This is a genomic window from Mesorhizobium sp. WSM4840 (genome assembly GCF_055811755.1).
Genome location: NZ_JBVVQD010000002.1, coordinates 321766 through 339270, shown reverse-complemented (window position 1 = coordinate 339270; position 17505 = coordinate 321766). Strand labels below are relative to the sequence as shown.

General features: G+C 64.3%; 17 protein-coding genes. 4 read left to right on the top strand and 13 right to left on the bottom strand.

Annotated elements, in window-relative coordinates:
• The first annotated feature begins 194 nt into the window (after positions 1–194).
• Entirely contained in the window at positions 195–935 is a 741-nt protein-coding gene (locus AC0L3I_RS05060; RefSeq protein ID WP_473526250.1) for a DUF2259 domain-containing protein, read from the top strand.
• Between the two features lie 373 nt (positions 936–1308).
• Here AC0L3I_RS05060 and dhaK read toward each other — a convergent pair whose 3' ends face one another.
• From dhaK to AC0L3I_RS04995, 13 genes are all read right to left on the bottom strand, one after another.
• Positions 1309–2295, bottom strand: a complete 987-nt coding sequence (gene dhaK, locus AC0L3I_RS05055; RefSeq protein ID WP_473526174.1) for a dihydroxyacetone kinase subunit DhaK — start codon at positions 2293–2295, stop codon at positions 1309–1311.
• 36 nt (positions 2296–2331) lie between these two features.
• Entirely contained in the window at positions 2332–2757 is a 426-nt protein-coding gene (locus AC0L3I_RS05050) for a hypothetical protein (RefSeq protein WP_192363160.1), read from the bottom strand.
• A gap of 8 nt (positions 2758–2765) precedes the next feature.
• Entirely contained in the window at positions 2766–4367 is a 1602-nt protein-coding gene (gene ptsP, locus AC0L3I_RS05045; protein WP_473526173.1) for a phosphoenolpyruvate--protein phosphotransferase, read from the bottom strand.
• Positions 4351–4653 (bottom strand): HPr family phosphocarrier protein, encoded by a 303-nt coding sequence (locus tag AC0L3I_RS05040; protein WP_473526172.1) that lies wholly within the window; start codon positions 4651–4653, stop codon positions 4351–4353. The genes ptsP and AC0L3I_RS05040 overlap by 17 nt, the downstream gene beginning before the upstream one ends.
• A gap of 20 nt (positions 4654–4673) precedes the next feature.
• A complete protein-coding gene (gene dhaM, locus AC0L3I_RS05035) occupies positions 4674–5063 on the bottom strand; it encodes a dihydroxyacetone kinase phosphoryl donor subunit DhaM (protein ID WP_123146397.1) in 390 nt (129 codons plus the stop codon).
• On the bottom strand, positions 5060–5662 hold the full coding sequence (gene dhaL / locus AC0L3I_RS05030; protein ID WP_473526249.1) for a dihydroxyacetone kinase subunit DhaL: 603 nt from the start codon (positions 5660–5662) through the stop codon (positions 5060–5062). Before dhaL ends, dhaM begins: the two co-directional genes overlap by 4 nt.
• Before the next feature lie 29 nt (positions 5663–5691).
• Entirely contained in the window at positions 5692–6711 is a 1020-nt protein-coding gene (locus tag AC0L3I_RS05025; RefSeq protein WP_123146398.1) for an ABC transporter ATP-binding protein, read from the bottom strand.
• The gene (locus tag AC0L3I_RS05020) at positions 6704–7816 is read right to left on the bottom strand and encodes an ABC transporter ATP-binding protein (RefSeq protein ID WP_473526171.1); all 1113 of its coding nucleotides are present in this window, start codon (positions 7814–7816) and stop codon (positions 6704–6706) included. The genes AC0L3I_RS05025 and AC0L3I_RS05020 overlap by 8 nt, the downstream gene beginning before the upstream one ends.
• Positions 7817–7819: 3 nt before the next feature.
• Positions 7820–8026 (bottom strand): hypothetical protein, encoded by a 207-nt coding sequence (locus AC0L3I_RS05015; protein WP_473526170.1) that lies wholly within the window; start codon positions 8024–8026, stop codon positions 7820–7822.
• Positions 8023–8973, bottom strand: coding sequence for a carbohydrate ABC transporter permease (locus AC0L3I_RS05010; RefSeq protein ID WP_123146400.1), 951 nt, complete (start codon positions 8971–8973; stop codon positions 8023–8025). The genes AC0L3I_RS05015 and AC0L3I_RS05010 overlap by 4 nt, the downstream gene beginning before the upstream one ends.
• Positions 8970–9917 carry a carbohydrate ABC transporter permease gene (locus AC0L3I_RS05005; RefSeq protein ID WP_077377482.1) on the bottom strand — a complete coding sequence of 316 codons (948 nt, stop codon included), beginning with the start codon at positions 9915–9917 and terminating at the stop codon, positions 8970–8972. The genes AC0L3I_RS05010 and AC0L3I_RS05005 overlap by 4 nt, the downstream gene beginning before the upstream one ends.
• Before the next feature lie 127 nt (positions 9918–10044).
• Positions 10045–11376 carry an ABC transporter substrate-binding protein gene (locus tag AC0L3I_RS05000; RefSeq protein WP_473484160.1) on the bottom strand — a complete coding sequence of 444 codons (1332 nt, stop codon included), beginning with the start codon at positions 11374–11376 and terminating at the stop codon, positions 10045–10047.
• A gap of 229 nt (positions 11377–11605) precedes the next feature.
• On the bottom strand, positions 11606–12295 hold the full coding sequence (locus tag AC0L3I_RS04995) for a PIG-L deacetylase family protein (RefSeq protein ID WP_473526169.1): 690 nt from the start codon (positions 12293–12295) through the stop codon (positions 11606–11608).
• Positions 12296–12711: 416 nt separating this feature from the next.
• On the opposite strand from AC0L3I_RS04995, the gene hrpB reads away from it, so the two are divergent.
• From hrpB to AC0L3I_RS04980, 3 genes are all read left to right on the top strand, one after another.
• Positions 12712–15468, top strand: coding sequence for an ATP-dependent helicase HrpB (gene hrpB, locus AC0L3I_RS04990; RefSeq protein ID WP_473526168.1), 2757 nt, complete (start codon positions 12712–12714; stop codon positions 15466–15468).
• Between the two features lie 33 nt (positions 15469–15501).
• Positions 15502–16827: an ActS/PrrB/RegB family redox-sensitive histidine kinase gene (locus tag AC0L3I_RS04985; RefSeq protein WP_473484535.1), complete on the top strand. Its 1326-nt coding sequence runs from the start codon at positions 15502–15504 to the stop codon at positions 16825–16827.
• Between the two features lie 63 nt (positions 16828–16890).
• On the top strand, positions 16891–17454 hold the full coding sequence (locus AC0L3I_RS04980; RefSeq protein WP_473526167.1) for an ActR/PrrA/RegA family redox response regulator transcription factor: 564 nt from the start codon (positions 16891–16893) through the stop codon (positions 17452–17454).
• Positions 17455–17505 lie beyond the last annotated feature (51 nt).

The following is a 17505-nucleotide window of genomic DNA, read 5'->3' as shown; positions in this document are numbered from 1 at the left end:
CCAGGAATGTTTGCTGCCTTTGAAATAGCGTATGCTGTTTTTGCAAGCATGTGCAATTTCGTCGTTTGGCGTTCTCGCCTTGGTCGCAAATACCCGGCATGATGGTCTCGGGTCATAATTGCAGTCTGGGTCATAATTGGGGGCAAGTCGCAATGAAGTTGCGGTGCAAGGTTGGATCTGCCGTTTTGGCGGCGATGCTGTTGGTGGTCGCTTCCGCCGCTCAGGCCGGCGATGCGGCGGCACGGCGCATTATCGGCTTTTCGCCGGACGGTAAACAATACGGCACGCTCGATGCCGGCGCTTCGGATTCGGGCTGGTCGGAGATCGACATCATCGACACGCGCACCGATGAATTCGTCGGCGGCAAGCCGATCCGCATCGTCGACGAAACCGAGGAGGCGACGCTCACTCTCGATCAGGCGAGGGCACAGGCTGCCGCGCAGGCGGCGCCGATCCTCGCCCGATATGCCATAGCGCCGCGCGGCGAGCGGACGGCTGTGGACAGGTTCACGTTTCCCGACGACATGGTCGCTTACCAAGATATTGCGCGCCTCGAGCAGGTTTCGCAGAAATCGCTTTCGCCGAGCTATGACGTGCTTGGCATCTCTAGCATACAGCTCGACCAGTTCCTGGCCGACAGCACGACGGATTGCTCGTCAAGCTTCGACGAGACGCAGCAAGGCGCCGCGACCGGCAAGGGGCTCGGTTTCCGCCTGACGCTCCAGGGACAGGATGGCAAGCCGTTCAAACTGCTGCATCAGGACAAGGCTGTGCCCGGCTCGAGGAATTGTCCGACTTCCTACAGCCTGTCGGAATCCTATGCATTCACCCCGGACGGCAAACCGGCTGTGCTTGCCGTGCTCGTGCAACGCTTCAGTCAGGGATTTGAAGGACGGGACCGCCGCTTTATCGCAGTGACTGGCCAGGTGCGTTGAAAAGCGCCTGCTTGCGCTCAAATGCGGTTCTAAAGCGGCAGCGCCGCGAGCATGAGGCCGACACCGCCGGCGATCAGCAAGGCGGCGACCAGCGCCTTTCTGTGACGTTCGAAACCGGTCGGCGCCCGATCCCAATTGTAACGCATGTTCTGCCTCCAAAAACCCGCCGGATTTTCTTACCTTACCAAAGGTAAAGGAAAAGCAACATTGTGCCTAACTCCACCACACTGGCCTGACAATGCTCGGCATAGCGCATGACAGTGTTGTCACCGACTGTCTTTGGGATTCCTTGCAAAGGCCCGCTTCGCAGACCGAAGCGGGCTTTGCTTGACGGCCACTTCTTGTCGTGAGCCGCAGCGCGGCCTTGGCCGTGCTACATCCCCCGGCGTAGCGCAGCCGTATGTACCGGCGCGTCCCACAATGCGGTCGTCTCGTCGTCGAGCATGGTCAGCGTGATCGAACAGCCGGCCATGTCGAGCGATGTCACATAGGACCCGACCAGTGAGCGAGTGACCGTCACGCCGTTTCTCTCGAAGATTTTCCGGGCACTGTTGTACATCAGGTAGAGCTCCATCAGCGGCGTGCCGCCAAAGCCGTTGACGAAAAGCAGCGCCGGGCCTTTTGCCCTGTCACCGAGATCGCCTGATATCGCCGCGCAGATCTCCTCGGCGATGGCGTCGGCGCTCTTCAACGCGTCGCGGCGGCGGCCGGGTTCGCCATGGATGCCGACGCCGAATTCCATCTCGCCGTCGCCGATATCGAAGGTCGGCTTGCCGGCGGCCGGTACGGTGCAACTGGTCAGCGCAACGCCCATAGAGCGCGTTGCGCCATTGACGCGCTCGCCGAGCGCCTTCAACGGCTTCAGTGCCATGCCTTGCTCGGCTGCGGCACCGAGGATCTTCTCGACCACCAGCGTGCCGGCAACGCCGCGCCGGCCAGTGGTGTAGGAGGAGTTCTCGACCGCGACGTCGTCATTGGTCACCACTTGCATCACGCCCTCCGACATTTCGGCGGCCATCTCGAAATTCATTACATCGCCCTCGTAGTTCTTGACGATGAACAGGCAGCCGGCGCCGGTGTTGACCGCTTCCGCGGCCGCCAGCATCTGGTCCGGCGTCGGCGAGGTGAACACCTGGCCGGGGCAGGCGGCATCCAGCATGCCATGCCCGACCAGCCCGCCATGCAGCGGTTCGTGGCCAGAGCCGCCGCCGGAGATCAGCGCCACCTTGCCGGGCTTGAGTGTCCTGCGGCGCACGAATTTATGCTCGTCGCCAAGCGCCAGTATGTCGGCATGGGCGGCAACGAAGCCATCGAGGCTTTCGGTCAGCACCGTGTCAACAGAATTTAGAAACTTCTTCATGGCCGTCTCCTCCCGAAATAGCTGAACTTGGCGCGACTATGTCCCGCCCTTGCCGGCGATGCTGGTGATCTTCTGGATGAAATCGTTGACCGCCCGATCGAGCGCCGCATTCTGCTTGTCGTCGCCGAAATCGGGAACGATCAACGAGACATGCCGCGTCTTGCGCATGCCTGATGCCACCGACATTTTCCCGGGATGCGCCTGATGGTAGGCGGCTAGAAAATGATCGCGTTCGGCCGGGCTGAAATGGCAGACGGAGAAAATAGCCGGCAAATGTTTTGACGGGATCGGGATCGAGTAGGTCGGGCTGGAAATCTGGGTGACGAAGCTGCGATGCTTGCCCAACGCGTCGGCGAGGCGCTGGCGCATCCCGGACGGGCGCTGGTCGAGGACCTGCGACAGGATCGTCTTATAGGCGCGGATCGCCTCTTCGGAGCCGGCTTCAGGTGTCTTGTCGGCCATGCCGGTGCCTAGATGGAAACGTCCGCAATGGCCGCCTTGGCCATTGCGAGCTGGGCGGGAACCACGGAAAGGTCGCGCAGGCCGGCCTCAATCAGCGCCGGGATTGCCGCCGGATCGCCGCCGGCGTCGCCGCATAGGCTGACCGGAATCCTTTGCACGCGGCCGAACGCCGCAACCGAGGCGATCAGCCGAAGCACGGCCGGATGCCTGATCGAATTGAGATGCGCAACCAACGCGTTGTCGCGCGCGGCCGCCATCACATACTGCGTCAGGTCGTTCGAGCCGATCGAGAAGAAGGCGACCTCGGTAAAAGCCTCAGGAGCGATCGCCACCGACGGCACCTCGACCATGATGCCGAGCGGCGGCATTTTTTGCGCGACGCCGCGCGCGGTAAGCGCGGCCTGCTCTTCCGCGAAGAGCGCGGCGGCACGTTCATACTCGTCCCTAACGGCGACCATCGGGAACATCACCTTCAGATTGCCATGCACGGCGGCGCGCAGCAGCGCCCTGATCTGCAGCCGAAAAACCTCCGGTCTTGCCAGCGACAGCCTGATGCCGCGCAGGCCAAGGAACGGATTAGCTTCCGCCACGGTGAAGCCCGGCACCGGCTTGTCGCCGCCGGCGTCGACGGTGCGAATGGTCACCGGTCTGCCTTCAGCCCATTCGAGCACCTTGCGGTAGGCGCGATACTGCGTTTCCTCGTCCGGCAGCGTTTTGCCGAACAGGAACTCGGTTCGCATCAGCCCGACGCCGTCGCAGGTCGAGACATCGATGTTGTCGACATCGGACGGATCGACGATGTTGACCTGCACCCGCACCGCCGTGCCGGCTTTCGTCACCGCCGGCCGGGCCAAAAAAGTTTCCGCCCTGTCGCGACGCGCCGCGAAAGACGACGATGATCGCCGGAACGCCTCGACCTCTGCCCTTGATGGCGCCAATATGATGCCGCCATGCTCGGCATCAAGCAGGGCGACGCCGGCAAGATGAGCCGGCGAAGTACCGAGCCCGACTGCCCCAAGCCCCACGACCATCGGCACGCCGCGCGAGCGCGCCAGCATGGCGACATGGCTGGCGGCACTGCCCGCTTTCAGTGCGATGCCGCCGCCGGAACTCCAGTCGGTTTCGAGAAAGCGCGTCGGCGCGATGTCCTCGCCGTAGAAGATAGCTCCTGCCGGCGCCGCAGGGTCGCTGTCCTCGGTCAGCGCGCGCAGCACCTGGTCTCTGATGTCGCGCATGTCGGCGGCGCGCGCCCGGAAATAATCCTGGTCTGACGTTTCGTAGCCTACAATTTCGGCGTCGAGCGCCTGCCGCCAGGCCGCATCGGCCGGCTGGCCGGCGGCAATCGCGGCAAAGGCCGGGCCGGTCAGCGCATCGTCATCCAGCATGGCGAGCTGGAATTCGAGAATGTCGGCGGCGTCGCCCTTGGTCGCTTCGATCAGCGTCGCAAGCCGGCCTGTCGCTGCCGTGATTGCCGTTTCGAGCGCGAGCCTCTCGTCCGCGGCGGTCGCCTTACGGCCATAGCGCGCGACAACCGGATCGAGGTTGAATAGCGGCCCTTCGGCATAGCCGGCCGAAGCCGAAATCCCCTGCAGCCTAAGCGGTTCGGGCATGGTCCACGCCCTCGTCGAAATCGCGCCGCACCAGCTCGACCAGCGCGCCGACCGCCTCGCCGGCGCCGTCACCCCTCGCTCGGATATGCAGCACCGTCCCTTTCGGCGCCTTGGCGGCCATCACCTTGACGATGCTCTTGGCATCGAACCAGGGCCCGTTGGCGGCGAGCGCCACTTCGACTTCGGCCGAAAATGTTTTGGCGAGCTTGGTGAACTTCACCGAAGGGCGCGCATGCAGGCCCACCTCATGGCTGATCAGGACGGTGGCTTCTGCGGATGCCGACATGCTGTCAAAATTCCTGTTATTCACGATGGCGACAATTCGTGTGCCGTCGCCACCACTTCCCTGAGCGAAGCGCCGCCGGAAGCCTCCGTCGCCGCCATCACCGCGCCCTCGACGATCGGCGCATTGCAGACGATGATCTTGTGCGCACGCGGCTCGCCGATCATCTCGACCGCCATCTCGCTGTTGGTCTCGGCGCCGCCGAGATCCACGAGTATGGCGACACCCGCCTCCGACCAGGCCTTGTTGATGGCGCCCATGATCGCCTCGACATTGGTTCCCAGCCCGCCATGGCCGTTTCCGCCGCACCATGCAAGCGGCACTTCGTCGCCGACCATCTGGCGCACCATGTCGGCCGTGCCCTCGGCGACCAGCGGTGAATGCGATACGATAACGATGCCGACATTGCTCATGCGTGCCCCTCGATGGTCTCAGTGACAGCCCGCACCAGAAGCGCGACCGAGCGCCCGCCGGCATCCATATGGCCGATCGAGCGTTCGCCGAGAAACGAAGCGCGTCCGCGCAACGCCTTCATTGGCACGGTGGCATCGGCCGCACTGTCCGCGACATCGGCGATTTCCGCCTCGGTTTTTCCCTGCAGCAGGGCGTCATGCACTGGCTGCAGCACGTCGAGCATGGTCTTTTGCCCGACCTGCGACTTGCCCCTGGCTGCCACCGCCTCGATTGCCTTGCCGAAAGCCATAGCCAGATTGGCGCGATCCGGCTCTGCGGAAATCTCCTTGCCGAGCGCCATGAACAGCGTCCCGAACAGCGGGCCCGAGGCTCCGCCGACGGTCATCACCAGCTTGGTGCCGATCGCCTTTAGCGCCTCCGGCAATGGCTTTGCCGCAAACGCCTCGGCCTCCGCCCGCACTGCCTCGAAGCCGCGCTTCATGTTCAGCCCATGGTCGCCGTCGCCGATCGCCTGGTCGAGCGCGGTCAGTTCGTCCGCGTGGGCGGCAATCGTGTCGGCGGTGACGGATATCAGTGTCTTCAGGTCAACCTTGACCATCGTCCCAGTCTTGACCATCGTCCCAGCGCTCATCGGTTTGCAATCCTATTGCCGGCCTGGTCGAAGAACAGCGGCGCCCGGTAACGGATAATCACCCTGTCGCCCTTTTCCAATTGGATGTCGGGGTCGGTCAGCGTCACCAGCTTTTTGCTTCCCACCGTCACATGCAGGTGGTTCTGGTCGCCCAAATGTTCGACCCAGTTAACAACGCCGTCGGCGGGGCCGTTCGATGCCTTGCCGATCGACAGATGTTCTGTACGCGCGCCGATCGTTTTGGTTCCCGCCGGCATATCGCCATCCGGCAGCAGGCCGGTCGGCAACAGATTGATCGCCGGTTGGCCGAGCCTTGCGGCGACATGAAGGTTTGCCGGCTCCGAGTAGATGGTGCGTGGCGTGCCGATCTGCACCAGCACGCCGTCGGCGAGAATTCCGATGCGATCGGCCATCGTCATCGCTTCGATCTGGTCGTGCGTAACATAAAGCATGGTGGCGCCGAGCTCGGCCTGGATGCGCTTGAGCTCGAGCCGGAGGTCGGCGCGCAGCTTGGCATCGAGCGACGACAGCGGCTCGTCCATCAGATAGATCGAGGGCTTGCGCACCAGGGCGCGCCCGATAGCGACGCGCTGCATCTCGCCGCCGGAAAGCTTGGTGGAGCGGTTGTTCAGCTTGTGGTGGATACGCACCATCTTGGCCACATCCTCGACGCGGCGGCGCACCGCGTCCTCGCCCAGCCGCCGCGCAGGCGAGCGCAGTGGAAAGGCCAGGTTGTCGTAGACCGACAGATGCGGATAGAGCGAATATTGCTGGAAGACGAAGGCCGTGTCGCGCTCGGCCGGCGACAACATTGTCGCATCGCGGCCGCCGATATGGATCGAGCCCATATCCGGCCGTTCCAATCCGGCGATCAGCCGCAGCGTGGTCGTCTTGCCGGCGCCGGTCGGGCCGAGCAGCACGACGAATTCGCCATCGGCGACGTGCAGATCGAGAGTATCAACGGCGACATGTTCGCCGAAGCTCTTGGTCACGCCTTTGATCTGCACGTCAGCCATGATGCGCTCTTCCCTGGGAAGCCCCGTCATGGATTGCGGTTCGCACCGCGCGGCCGGAGCCCTTCTCGAACAGCGACAGCCGTGCGCTGCTCAGCGCTAGGCCGACATGGTCGCCCGCATTGAGCCGGATTTCGGCCGGCACCCGCGCCTTGATGATGCCGCCGGATGTCTCCACCGCAACGATCTGCGTGGTGCCGAGATATTCGGTGCCATAGATGGTGCCGCGCAGCTTCGACGCGTCGTCGAAGCGGATATGTTCCGGTCGGATGCCGAGCGCCATCTCGGCCGGCGCGATGTCCTCGCGCACCTCCGGCACCGCCACTTTGGCGCCTTGCACCACGATCTCCCTGGCGCCCTTTGAAAGCCCGCCGCCGAAGCCGAGAAAATTCATCGGCGGCGAGCCGATGAAATCGGCGACGAAAATGGTCGCCGGCCGGTCGTAGATTTCGCGTGGCGTGCCGAACTGCTCGATGACGCCGTGGTTCATCACCGCGATCTTGTCGGCCATCGACATCGCTTCCATCTGGTCATGCGTGACGTAGACAGTGGTGGCGTGGATGCGGTTGTGCAGTTCGCGCAGCTCGTGGACCATGAGATCGCGGAATTCGGTATCGAGCGTGCCGAGCGGCTCGTCCATCAGGAAGCATTTTGGCCGCCGCACGATGGCGCGGCCGAGCGCGACGCGCTGGCGATCACCGCCGGCAAGGCCGGAGACCGATTTGTTGAGCAGATGGTCGATGCGCAACAGCTTCGCCGTCTCTTCGACGCGCTGGCGGATTTCGATGCCGGGCATGCCTTGTGCCAACAGCGGGAAACCGATGTTCTTGCGCACATTCATATGCGGATAGAGCGCGAACAGCTGGAAGACGAAGGCGATGTCGCGCTCACGGGCACGCCGCATGGTGACGTCCTCGCCACCGAGCAGGATCTTGCCGCCGGTCGGCAGTTCGAGCCCGGCAATCATGCGCAACGTCGTCGTCTTGCCGCAACCCGACGGTCCCAGCATGACGAAGAACTCGCCATCCCCGACGACGAAGTTGGAATCCTGCACGGCGACGAAATCGCCGAATGCCTTTCTCAGATGCTCGACGCGAATCTCGGCCATCGTCTACTCCGGAAACTTCGAGACGATGATGAACATCGCCGTGCCGGCAAGCATGGTGATGAACGAATAGGTGTAGAGCGCGAGCGCGAAGGGCTGGAACAGCATCAGGAAGCCGATGGCGATGATCGCGGTAGCGATATTCTCCATCAGTCCGCGCCTGGCCCATGCCGGCCAGCGCGACTTGCGTTTTGCGGGTTGGGTCAGGCTCATTTGCGCACCGCGCCGAAGGTGATGCCGCGCAGCAACTGCTTGCGAAGCAGGATGGTGAACACCAGGATCGGCACCAGGAAGATCGTCGTGCCCGCGGCGACCGCCGGCCAGTCCTGGCCGCCTTCGCCGATGATGGTGGGGATGAAGGGCGGTGCGGTCTGCGCCGTGCCCGAGGTCAGCAGTGCTGCGAACGCATACTCGTTCCAGGCGAAGATCAGGCAGAAGATGGCTGTCGCGGCAATCCCGGTGGTCGCCTGCGGCAGAACGGTGCGCCAGAAGGCTTGCAGCCGCGTATAGCCGTCGATCATCGCCGCTTCCTCGTACTCGCGCGGGATCTCGTCAATGAAGCCCTTCAGCAGCCACACCGCCAGCGACACATTGACCGCCGTGTAGAGCAGGATCATGCCGAGTGCGGTGTCCGACAGGCCAAGCTCGCGGTACATCAGGTAGATGGGAATAGCGACCGCGATCGGCGGCATCATCCGTGTCGACAGGATGAAGAACAGGAGGTCGTCGGCCAGCGGCACCTTGAAGCGCGAGAAGCCATAGGCCGACAACGTGCCGAGGAACACCGCGCAGAAGGTCGAGCCGAAGGCGATGATCAGCGAATTGACGAAGCGCGGCATGAAGTTGGACGGGCCGGCGATCACCATGTTGCGCTTGCGCACGGTCTCGTCGCAGACGCCCGTCGCCGGTCCCAGCGAGTTGATGTATTCCGGTGTCTGCCGGGTGCGGGTCGAGAACAAATTGCAGTAGCCCTCGAGGCTCGGCTGGAACAGGATCTTTGGCGGATAGGCGATCGAGTCCGGCGGTGTCTTGAAGCTGGTTGCGAAGATCCACAGCAGCGGCACGATCGAGATCAGCGCGTAAAGCACGATGATCGTGCCGGCGACGCGCTTCGACGTGGCCGAGGGTGCGACGACCGAATGGGCTGACGTCAGGCTCATCTCTGCTTCACCTTGTTGAGCGCCTTGACGTAGATGTTGGCCAGCCCAAATACCGCAACGAACAGGATGATGGCGAAGGCTGAGGAATAGCCCGTCCGCCAGCTTTCGAAGGCCTGCCGCTTCAGCGTGATCGAGGCGACCTCGGTGGTCGATCCCGGTCCGCCGCCGGTGAGCAGGTTGACCATGTCGAACATCTTGAAGTTCTCGATGCCGCGGAACAGCACCGCCAGCATGATGAACGGCAGCGCCATCGGCAGCGTGATCGACCAGAACTGCCGCCAGTTGGAGGCACGGTCGACCTCGGCCGCCTCGTAGATGTATTCGGGGATCGAACGCAGCCCGGCGAGGCAGATCAGCATCACGTATGGCGTCCACATCCAGGTGTCGACGATGACGATCGACCACGGCGCAAGCGAGACGTTGGAGAGCATGCCGATCTGCGTCGCCGGAATGCCGGTGACGAACGAGATGGCATAGGCGAACAGGCCGATCTGCGGCTCGTAGAGGAAGCGCCAGAAATTGCCGACAACTGCCGGCGACAGCATCATCGGCACCAGAATGATCGTCGTCCAGAAGGCGTGGCCGCGAAACTTCCGGTCAATCAGCCAGGCGAGGGTAAAACCGATCAGCGTCTGCAGGAGAATGGTCCAGAACACGAAATGCGCCGTCGTCTGCATGGCGATCCAGATGTCCTGGTCGCCGAGGATGCGTTTGTAATTGGCAAGGCCGACATTCCTGACGACCTCATTGGGGCGATTGGCGCGGTAGTTGGTGAAGGACAGATAGATCGCCCAGAACAGCGGGAAGATGTTGATGGCGAGAAGCAAGAGGATCGTCGGCGAGATGAACAGCCAGGCGAGGCCCTTGTCGCTGATGCCCCGGACCTTGCGGGCCAACGGCTCAGGCGTAGCCCGGGCAACGCTGTCCGCAGTCCGATTGAGCATGGTCAGTCCCGCTTCGGTCACTTGGGTTCGTCTCGACAATGGAATTTATCTGAACTGTGTCCCGTGCCAAGGGTGGCACGGGACACGCGGTCGTGGCTCGGGAGGAGCCGGTTAGGTCTTGCCCCAATTACATTTTGCCATCGTCCTGGAAGACCTCGGTCCAGTCCTTGACCAGGCCATCGAGCGCATCCTTGGCCGACCCCTGGCCGGCGACGACGTAATCATGGAAGCGCTTCTGCGACGCCTGCAGCAGCGGCGCATAGCTGGGCTCTGCCCAAAAATCCTTCACGATGGCCATGGAGTCGAGGAAGGTCTGCGCGTAAGGCTGGCTGGCCGGGAAGCCTGGATCTTTGACGACTGCGTTGAGGCAGGAAAAGCCGCCGAGCGACCACCATTTGGCCTGAACATCCTTGTTGGCGAACCACTTGATGTATTTGAGCGCAGCCTCCTGCTTGTCGGAGTAAGAGACCACCGAGATGCCCTGGCCGCCAAGCTGGGCGAATTGATCGCCATCGGGCCCCTTGGGATTGGCGAAATAACCAATCTTGTCGCCGCCGACATTTTCGTCCTTCTGCAGGCCTGGCCAGGTAAAGGCGAAGTTCATGTGCATCGCCACCTGGCCGGATTTGAAGGCGTCGACGCCTTCGCCCATGTAGCTGTTCGAGGCCCCGGGAGGCGTGCAGCAGTCATAGAGCGCCTTGTAGAACTCCAGACCCTTCACCGATTTCTCGGAATTGACGAAACCGTCCATCTCGTAGGGCTTGTCGGGGTTCTCATATTTGAAGCCGAAGCTGTAGAGCACGTCCATGGCGCCCATGGTGATGCCTTCGGAGCCGCGCTCGGTATAGATCGACGCGCCATAGACCGTCTTGCCGTCGATCTCGCGCTTCTGGAAGAACTCGGCGATCTGCTTCAGCTGGTCGAAGGTCGTCGGCGCGGCGAGATCCCAGTCGTACTTTTCCTTGAATTCCTTCTGCAGTTCCGGCTTGGAGAACCAGTCCTTGCGGTAGGTCCAGCCGACGACGTCGCCCATTGCAGGCAGCGCCCAGTAGCTCGGCGTGTTCTTCGGCCATTCGGAATAGCCGACGACGGTCGCCGGCACGAAGTCGTCCATGCTGATCTTCTCCTTGTCGAAGAAGTCGTTCAGCTTGACGTAGTGGCCGTTCTCGGCGGCGCCGCCGATCCACTGGCTGTCGCCGATGATCAGGTCGCACAGCTTGCCCTTGGAATTCAGTTCGTTGAGAAAGCGGTCGGCATAGTTGGTCCACGGCACGAATTCGAATTTCATGCCGATGCCGGTTTCCTTGGTGAAATCCTTTGATAATTCGACAAGCGCGTTGGCCGGGTCCCAGGCTGCCCAGCAAAGCGTCAGATCTTCAGCCTGCGCGACATTCGAAACGGCGGTCGACGCAAACATCGCCGATGTCAGTCCCAACGTCAGTTTCAAGGTCGATTTCATGCCTTCCTCCCATTTGCGAAACACGCCCGGATGACGGTTTCAAAAACCTCAACCCCTCCTCAGGGGTCTAAACATATCGACGCGGTTGAGCGGCGGATGTTTAGTAATTTGTTTAGTGATGCAATTTTTACTAAACAAGGCAAGCGAATTCGTCGCTGCGCTGCAGCATAGCGCATCGGTCGCTGGTTCAGGAAAGGCGCGTGTCAGATCGTTCGGCGCGCGGGTGCGCTCATTTGACCGTTTTGGTGCTCACCGTCACCGGCCGGATCACTGGGGCGGGCGGCAGCAGGGCGCGGATATCGGCGAAGGGGAAGATCGGTTCGAAGCGGAAGGCCTCAGCGAAGGAACCGGCCGCGCCATTGCACTGGCCGGCGCGAAACGCGTTCTGCGTGCGCGCCGCATCGACGAAACGTTCGGGATCCTGCGACTGATGCGCCCGGATCGCCATCGCCTTGAGCTCGAAATGCCCGGAGATATCGACATAGTGCGTCGGCGAAAAACCGGTGCCGCCGAGCGTATCGGCGTGCAGCACCGGGACAGCGAAGGACGCCGCGATGCGCACGCCGTCCGACAGCGCACGGTGGTCGCCATGATAGTCGTTCGGCGCATGGGTGATCGCCAGATCCGGCCTGATATCACCGATCAGCGTCTTCAGCGCCGCGATCAGCGCGGCATCGGCAACCAGCGCGCCGTCCGGAAAATCGAGGAAGTGCGATGTTGCGCCAAGCAGGTCCGCCGCCACAGCCGCTTCCTCGCGGCGGGCGCGGGCGAGTGATCCCGGATCGCCCTTCCCGCCCTTGGCGCCATCCGTGGCTATCGCAAAAACCAGTTCTGCGCCTTGTGCGGCATAGGCCGCCATCGTACCGAACATGAAGATCTCGATATCGTCCGGATGCGCACCGAGTGCCAGTATCTTCACTCTGCTCTCTCCCTGGAATCGGAATAACGGGACGAACGGAATTCTGCTCGCTCTGCTCGCCTACGCAAGCTGTTCATGCAACGATGCCGTTGTCAAAAGCCTGGGCAGATCGCGCCGACGCAATACTTGCAGATCCTCTGGCGGTGATCCTGCGCGCTTTCTCCAGGAATATCCGGATCTTCTGTCGCCAGATCTTCTGTCGCCAGATCTTCTGTCGCTTGTCGGTCTCGCCGTCGTCGGCGGCTCGGGCCTTGTGACGATGGTGCGCGAGGAGGTGAGGCTCGACACGGTGCGCTGGAACCCGTTCTCACGGACCCGGTTTTGAGTTGGCCCGTTGCCGGTTGCGCGGCGATCGCCACGGCTGATATGCGGGCGCTGCGGATCCGCCGCAATTGGATGGATGCATCCTTGGAACAATGACCAGAAAACCCTTGCCGGAGCTTCCGGTCTCCGCCGTGATGCCGGCGCTCAGTGAAGCGCTCGGTCATGGCAACAGCGCCGTGCTGGTGGCGCCGCCCGGCGCCGGCAAGACGACGCTGGTGCCGCTGGCGCTGCTCGAAGCGGCGTGGCTCGGCACGGGAAAGATCATTCTGCTCGAGCCGCGCCGGCTCGCTGCCCGCGCCGCTGCCCGCCGTATGGCCGAACTGCTCGGGGAGGAACCCGGCGAGACGGTCGGCTATGCCATGCGTATGGAAAACCGCACTTCTGCGAGGACAAGGATCCTCGTCGTCACAGAAGGCGTGCTGTCGCGGATGATCCTCGACCATCCGGAGCTGCCCGGCGTCTCGGCTGTTTTCTTCGACGAGTTCCACGAGCGCTCGCTCGACGGTGATTTTGGTCTGGCGCTGGCGCTTGACGTGCAAGGTGCGCTGAGGCCCGATCTGCGATTGCTGGTAATGTCGGCGACGCTCGATGGCGCGCGCGTCGCGCGGCTGCTTTCCGGCGCCACGGTGATCGAGAGCGAGGGCCGCGCCTTTCCCGTCGACATCCGCTATGACGAGCGGCCGGCCGGCGCGGCAATAGAGGACGCCATGGCCAAGGCGATCCGCGCCGCCCTTGCCGATGAGAGCGGCAGCGTGCTCGCCTTCCTGCCCGGCCAGCGCGAGATCGAGCGCACGGCCGAGCGGCTGCAAGACCGCGTCAGTGCCGACACCGACATCGTGCCGCTCTACGGCATGCTCGATAACAAGGCACAGGACGCCGCGATCAAGCCAGCGCCGTCCAGCCGCCGCAAGGTGGTGCTGGCGACGTCGATCGCCGAAACTTCGATCACCATCGACGGCGTGCGCGTCGTCATCGATTCCGGCCTGTCGCGGCTGCCGCGCTACGAGCCAGCCAGCGGCCTGACGCGGCTGGAGACGGTGCGGGTTAGCAAAGCCTCCGCCGACCAGCGCGCCGGCCGCGCCGGCCGCACGCAGCCGGGCGTCGCCATCCGGCTATGGCGGGCCGAGCAGACGGCGGCACTTCCCGCCTTCACCCCGCCGGAAATCCTCGAGGCGGACCTTTCCGGCCTTCTGCTCGACTGCGCCGCCTTCGGTGTCGCCGACCCGGTGAGCCTTTCGTTCCTTGATCCGCCACCGGCCCCGGCGCTCAATGAGGCAAGGGCGCTGCTGCGTGCGCTCGACGCCATCGACGAGGCAGGGCGCCTGACGGAATCGGGTGCTGCGATGCGCAGGCTGGCACTGCCGGTGCGGCTCGCTCACATGGTCGCCGAGGCGGCAAAAACCGGCCAGGCGTTCGAGGCGGCCATGCTCGCCGTGCTGCTCACCGAGCGTGGCCTTGGAGGCGACGGCGCCGACCTCGAACGGCGGCTGATGCGGTTTCGATCCGAAAGATCGCCGCGCGCCACGGCTGCGCGGCAGCTCGCCGAGCGGCTAGCGAAACAGGCCTCACCCTCCCCCTCGAGGGGAGGGTCGATCCGCGAAGCGGAGCGGGGTGGGGTGGGGTCGGGCACGCCATCGCCGCGCCCCCCCCCCCCGCCCCCCCCCGGGGGGGGCGGGGGCCCCCCCCCCCCCCCCCCCCCCCCGCGCGCGGTCGCCGCCCCCCCCCCGCGCCCATGCCCCCCCCCCCCGGCCGGGGCGGCGCCCCCCGCCCCCGCCCGCCCCGGGGGTGGGGTGGGGTCGGGCACGCCATCGCCGACCCCACCCCGTCTCCCTCGCCTTGCTGGGCAAGGCTCACTCGCCGACCCTCCCCGCAAGGGGGAGGGTAGCAGCGCCGGCGCGCTCCTCATCCATGCCTGGCCGGACCGCGTCGCCAAGGCGCGCGGCGAGCGCGGCCGTTTCGTGCTGGCCAACGGTTCGGGCGCCATGCTCGACGCCGCCGATCCGCTGGCGGGGGCGGCCTGGCTCGTCGTCGCCGATCTGCAGGGCAAGGCGCAGAACGCCCGCATCACGGCAGCGGCGGCGATAGACGAGGCCGACATTCGCGATTCGCTTGCCGACGAGATCGAGACCAGCCGCGAAACCGGTTTCGACCGCGACAGGCGCGCAGTGCGCGTGCGTGAAACCGTTCGCCTCGGCGCCATCACCCTGTCCGAACGCATGCTGCCGGCGCCGGCCGGCGTCGACGCGGATCGCGCGATCCTTGACGCCTTGCGCGAACACGGCCTGTCGCTTTTGCCGTGGGGCAAGGAAGCGGAAACGTTGCGCCAACGGCTCGGCTGGCTGCATCGCGGCCTCGGCGCGCCCTGGCCCGATGTTTCCGACGCGGCGCTCGTCGACCGCCTCGACGATTGGCTGCTGCCCTTCCTCTCCGGCGCAGCGTCCTTTGCCGCGATCGATCCGGGCGTGCTCTCGGCCGGCCTCATGGCATTGGTGCCGCACGATCTCCAGCGCAGGATCGAGGCACTGGCGCCGACCCATTTCGACGCTCCCTCGGGCAGCCGCGTGCCGATCCGCTATGACGGTGAATGGCCGGTGCTGGCGATCCGCGTCCAGGAGCTGTTTGGTCTCGACCGGCATCCCGCAATCGCCAACGGCACCGTACCGCTGACGCTCGAGCTTTTGTCGCCGGCGCACCGGCCGATCCAGACGACCCGCGACCTGCCCGGCTTCTGGCGCGGCTCCTGGGTCGATGTGCGGGCCGACATGCGTGGCCGCTACCCCCGGCACGTCTGGCCGGAGAACCCGCTTCTCGCCACCGCCACCAGCCGCGCCAAACCGCGGGGGACCTAGCCTTTATCCTTTTCCGGCTATAAATCCTTGGCCATGATAAACATCCTGCGGGCGCCCGACTTCCAGCAAAGCCAGCGGCTGCGCCTCAACACGCTGATCAGACTGCGCTGGCTTGCCATCGTCGGCCAGAGCCTGGCGGTTATCGTCGTTGCCTATGGGCTGAAGTTCCCGCTGCCCGTCAGCCCCTGCTTCGCGCTGATCGCCTGTTCGGCCTGGATGAACCTGTTGCTGACCTTCCGTTATCCGGCGGCGCATCGGCTGACCCCGCTCCCGGCTTTTGCCATCCTGACCATCGACAGCCTGCAGCTTGCCGGCCTGCTCTATCTGACCGGCGGCCTCACCAATCCGTTTTCAGTGCTGGTGACCGTGCCCGTCGTCATCTCGGCGACGTCGCTGCCGCTGCGCCTGACCGCCATCCTCGGCGCGCTGGTGATGGTGGCGGCGAGCCTGCTGGTCTTCTTCCATCTGCCGCTGCCCTGGTACGAGGGCGCGCCGCTGGAGATGCCGTTCATCTATGTCGCCGGCATCTGGATGGCGGTGTTTTCCTCGATCGCCTTCACCGCGATCTACGCCTTCCGCGTGGCCGAGGAAGCCCGGCTGCTCGCCAACGCGCTGACCGCCACCGAGCTGGTGCTGCAGCGTGAGCAGCATTTGTCGGCGCTGGACGGCCTTGCCGCCGCCGCCGCGCATGAGCTCGGCACGCCGCTTGCCACCATCACGCTTGTCGCCAAGGAGATGGAGAAGGCGCTCCGCAACGATCCGAAATACGGCGAGGACGTGACGCTGCTGCGCTCGCAGAGCGAGCGTTGCCGCGAAATCCTCAAGCGCCTGACCAGCCTGTCTTCCGAGGGCGAGGCGCATCTCTCCCGCATGCCGCTAACTTCGCTGGTCGAGGAGATGACGGCCCCGCACCGCGATTTCGGCATCTCGATCAAGCTTCGCCCCGGCGAGCGCATCGGCCCCGAACCGGTCGGACGGCGCAATCCCGGCGTCATCTACGGCCTCGGCAATCTGGTCGAGAACGCCGTCGATTTTGCCCGCAAGGCCGTCACCGTGCGCTGGAGCTGGAACGAGGCTGCCGTCACCTTCTCGATCACCGACGACGGGCCGGGTTTCCCTCCCGAAATCATCGACCGCATCGGCGAGCCCTATATGTCGACGCGCCAGGGCACCGAGGCCGGCGGCGGCCTGGGACTGGGGCTTTTCATAGCCAAGACCTTGCTTGAACGCTCGGGGGCTACGCTCGATTTCCGCAATTCAAACGAACCGGGCGAGGGCGCCGTCGTGCAGATATCGTGGCCGCGCAGCGTCTTCCTCAATCCTGAATCGGCTTCGGCCACCATGTTTGACACGGCTTGAATTGGACAATAGCGCTCCAAAACTATATTTGCGTAAAAATCAGGTAGCAGGAACTTCAAGACGATGAACGGCGACGAACCGATTGGCGCAATGGTTGAAGGCGAGGACACCTCGCTGTTGATCGTCGACGACGACAAGCCGTTCCTCACGCGCCTTGCCCGCGCCATGGAAACCAGGGGTTTCGTGGTCGAGACGGCCGAGAGCGTCGAGGAGGCGGTGGCCAAGGCGCGCGCCAACCCGCCCGCCTATGCCGTGGTCGACATGCGGCTCGCCGACGGCAACGGCCTCGACGTCGTCGCCGCCATCCGCGAGAAGCGCGACGACGCCCGCGCCATCATCCTCACCGGCTACGGCAACATCGCCACCGCGGTGACGGCGGTGAAGCTGGGAGCCATCGACTATCTGTCGAAGCCGGCCGATGCCGACGACATTTTCGCGGCCCTTACCCGCACGGCGGGTGAACGCGCCGCACCGCCTGAAAACCCGATGTCGGCCGACCGGGTGCGCTGGGAGCACATCCAGCGCGTCTACGAAATGTGCGATCGCAACGTCTCCGAGACCGCCCGCCGGCTCAACATGCATCGCCGTACGCTGCAGCGGATACTCGCCAAGCGCGCGCCGCGCTGACGCCTGACCGAGCCGAAGGTTCGCGTCGGCGTTTCGCTGGGGATCATGCGC

Bases quoted from the DNA above. Each gene is read 5' to 3' on its own strand.
- AC0L3I_RS04980 (WP_473526167.1), top strand. From the start codon at position 16,891: ATGAACGGCGACGAACCGATTGGCGCAATGGTTGAAGGCGAGGACACC.
- AC0L3I_RS05020 (WP_473526171.1), bottom strand. From the start codon at position 7,816: ATGGCCGAGATTCGCGTCGAGCATCTGAGAAAGGCATTCGGCGATTTC.
- dhaM (WP_123146397.1), bottom strand. From the start codon at position 5,063: ATGAGCAATGTCGGCATCGTTATCGTATCGCATTCACCGCTGGTCGCC.
- AC0L3I_RS05040 (WP_473526172.1), bottom strand. From the start codon at position 4,653: ATGTCGGCATCCGCAGAAGCCACCGTCCTGATCAGCCATGAGGTGGGC.
- AC0L3I_RS05010 (WP_123146400.1), bottom strand. From the start codon at position 8,973: ATGAGCCTGACGTCAGCCCATTCGGTCGTCGCACCCTCGGCCACGTCG.
- AC0L3I_RS04985 (WP_473484535.1), top strand. From the start codon at position 15,502: ATGATAAACATCCTGCGGGCGCCCGACTTCCAGCAAAGCCAGCGGCTG.
- hrpB (WP_473526168.1), top strand. From the start codon at position 12,712: ATGACCAGAAAACCCTTGCCGGAGCTTCCGGTCTCCGCCGTGATGCCG.
- ptsP (WP_473526173.1), bottom strand. From the start codon at position 4,367: ATGCCCGAACCGCTTAGGCTGCAGGGGATTTCGGCTTCGGCCGGCTAT.
- AC0L3I_RS05000 (WP_473484160.1), bottom strand. From the start codon at position 11,376: ATGAAATCGACCTTGAAACTGACGTTGGGACTGACATCGGCGATGTTT.
- AC0L3I_RS05060 (WP_473526250.1), top strand. From the start codon at position 195: ATGCTGTTGGTGGTCGCTTCCGCCGCTCAGGCCGGCGATGCGGCGGCA.
- AC0L3I_RS05025 (WP_123146398.1), bottom strand. From the start codon at position 6,711: ATGGCTGACGTGCAGATCAAAGGCGTGACCAAGAGCTTCGGCGAACAT.
- AC0L3I_RS05005 (WP_077377482.1), bottom strand. From the start codon at position 9,917: ATGCTCAATCGGACTGCGGACAGCGTTGCCCGGGCTACGCCTGAGCCG.
- AC0L3I_RS05015 (WP_473526170.1), bottom strand. From the start codon at position 8,026: ATGAGCCTGACCCAACCCGCAAAACGCAAGTCGCGCTGGCCGGCATGG.
- dhaL (WP_473526249.1), bottom strand. From the start codon at position 5,662: ATGGTCAAGGTTGACCTGAAGACACTGATATCCGTCACCGCCGACACG.
- dhaK (WP_473526174.1), bottom strand. From the start codon at position 2,295: ATGAAGAAGTTTCTAAATTCTGTTGACACGGTGCTGACCGAAAGCCTC.
- AC0L3I_RS05050 (WP_192363160.1), bottom strand. From the start codon at position 2,757: ATGGCCGACAAGACACCTGAAGCCGGCTCCGAAGAGGCGATCCGCGCC.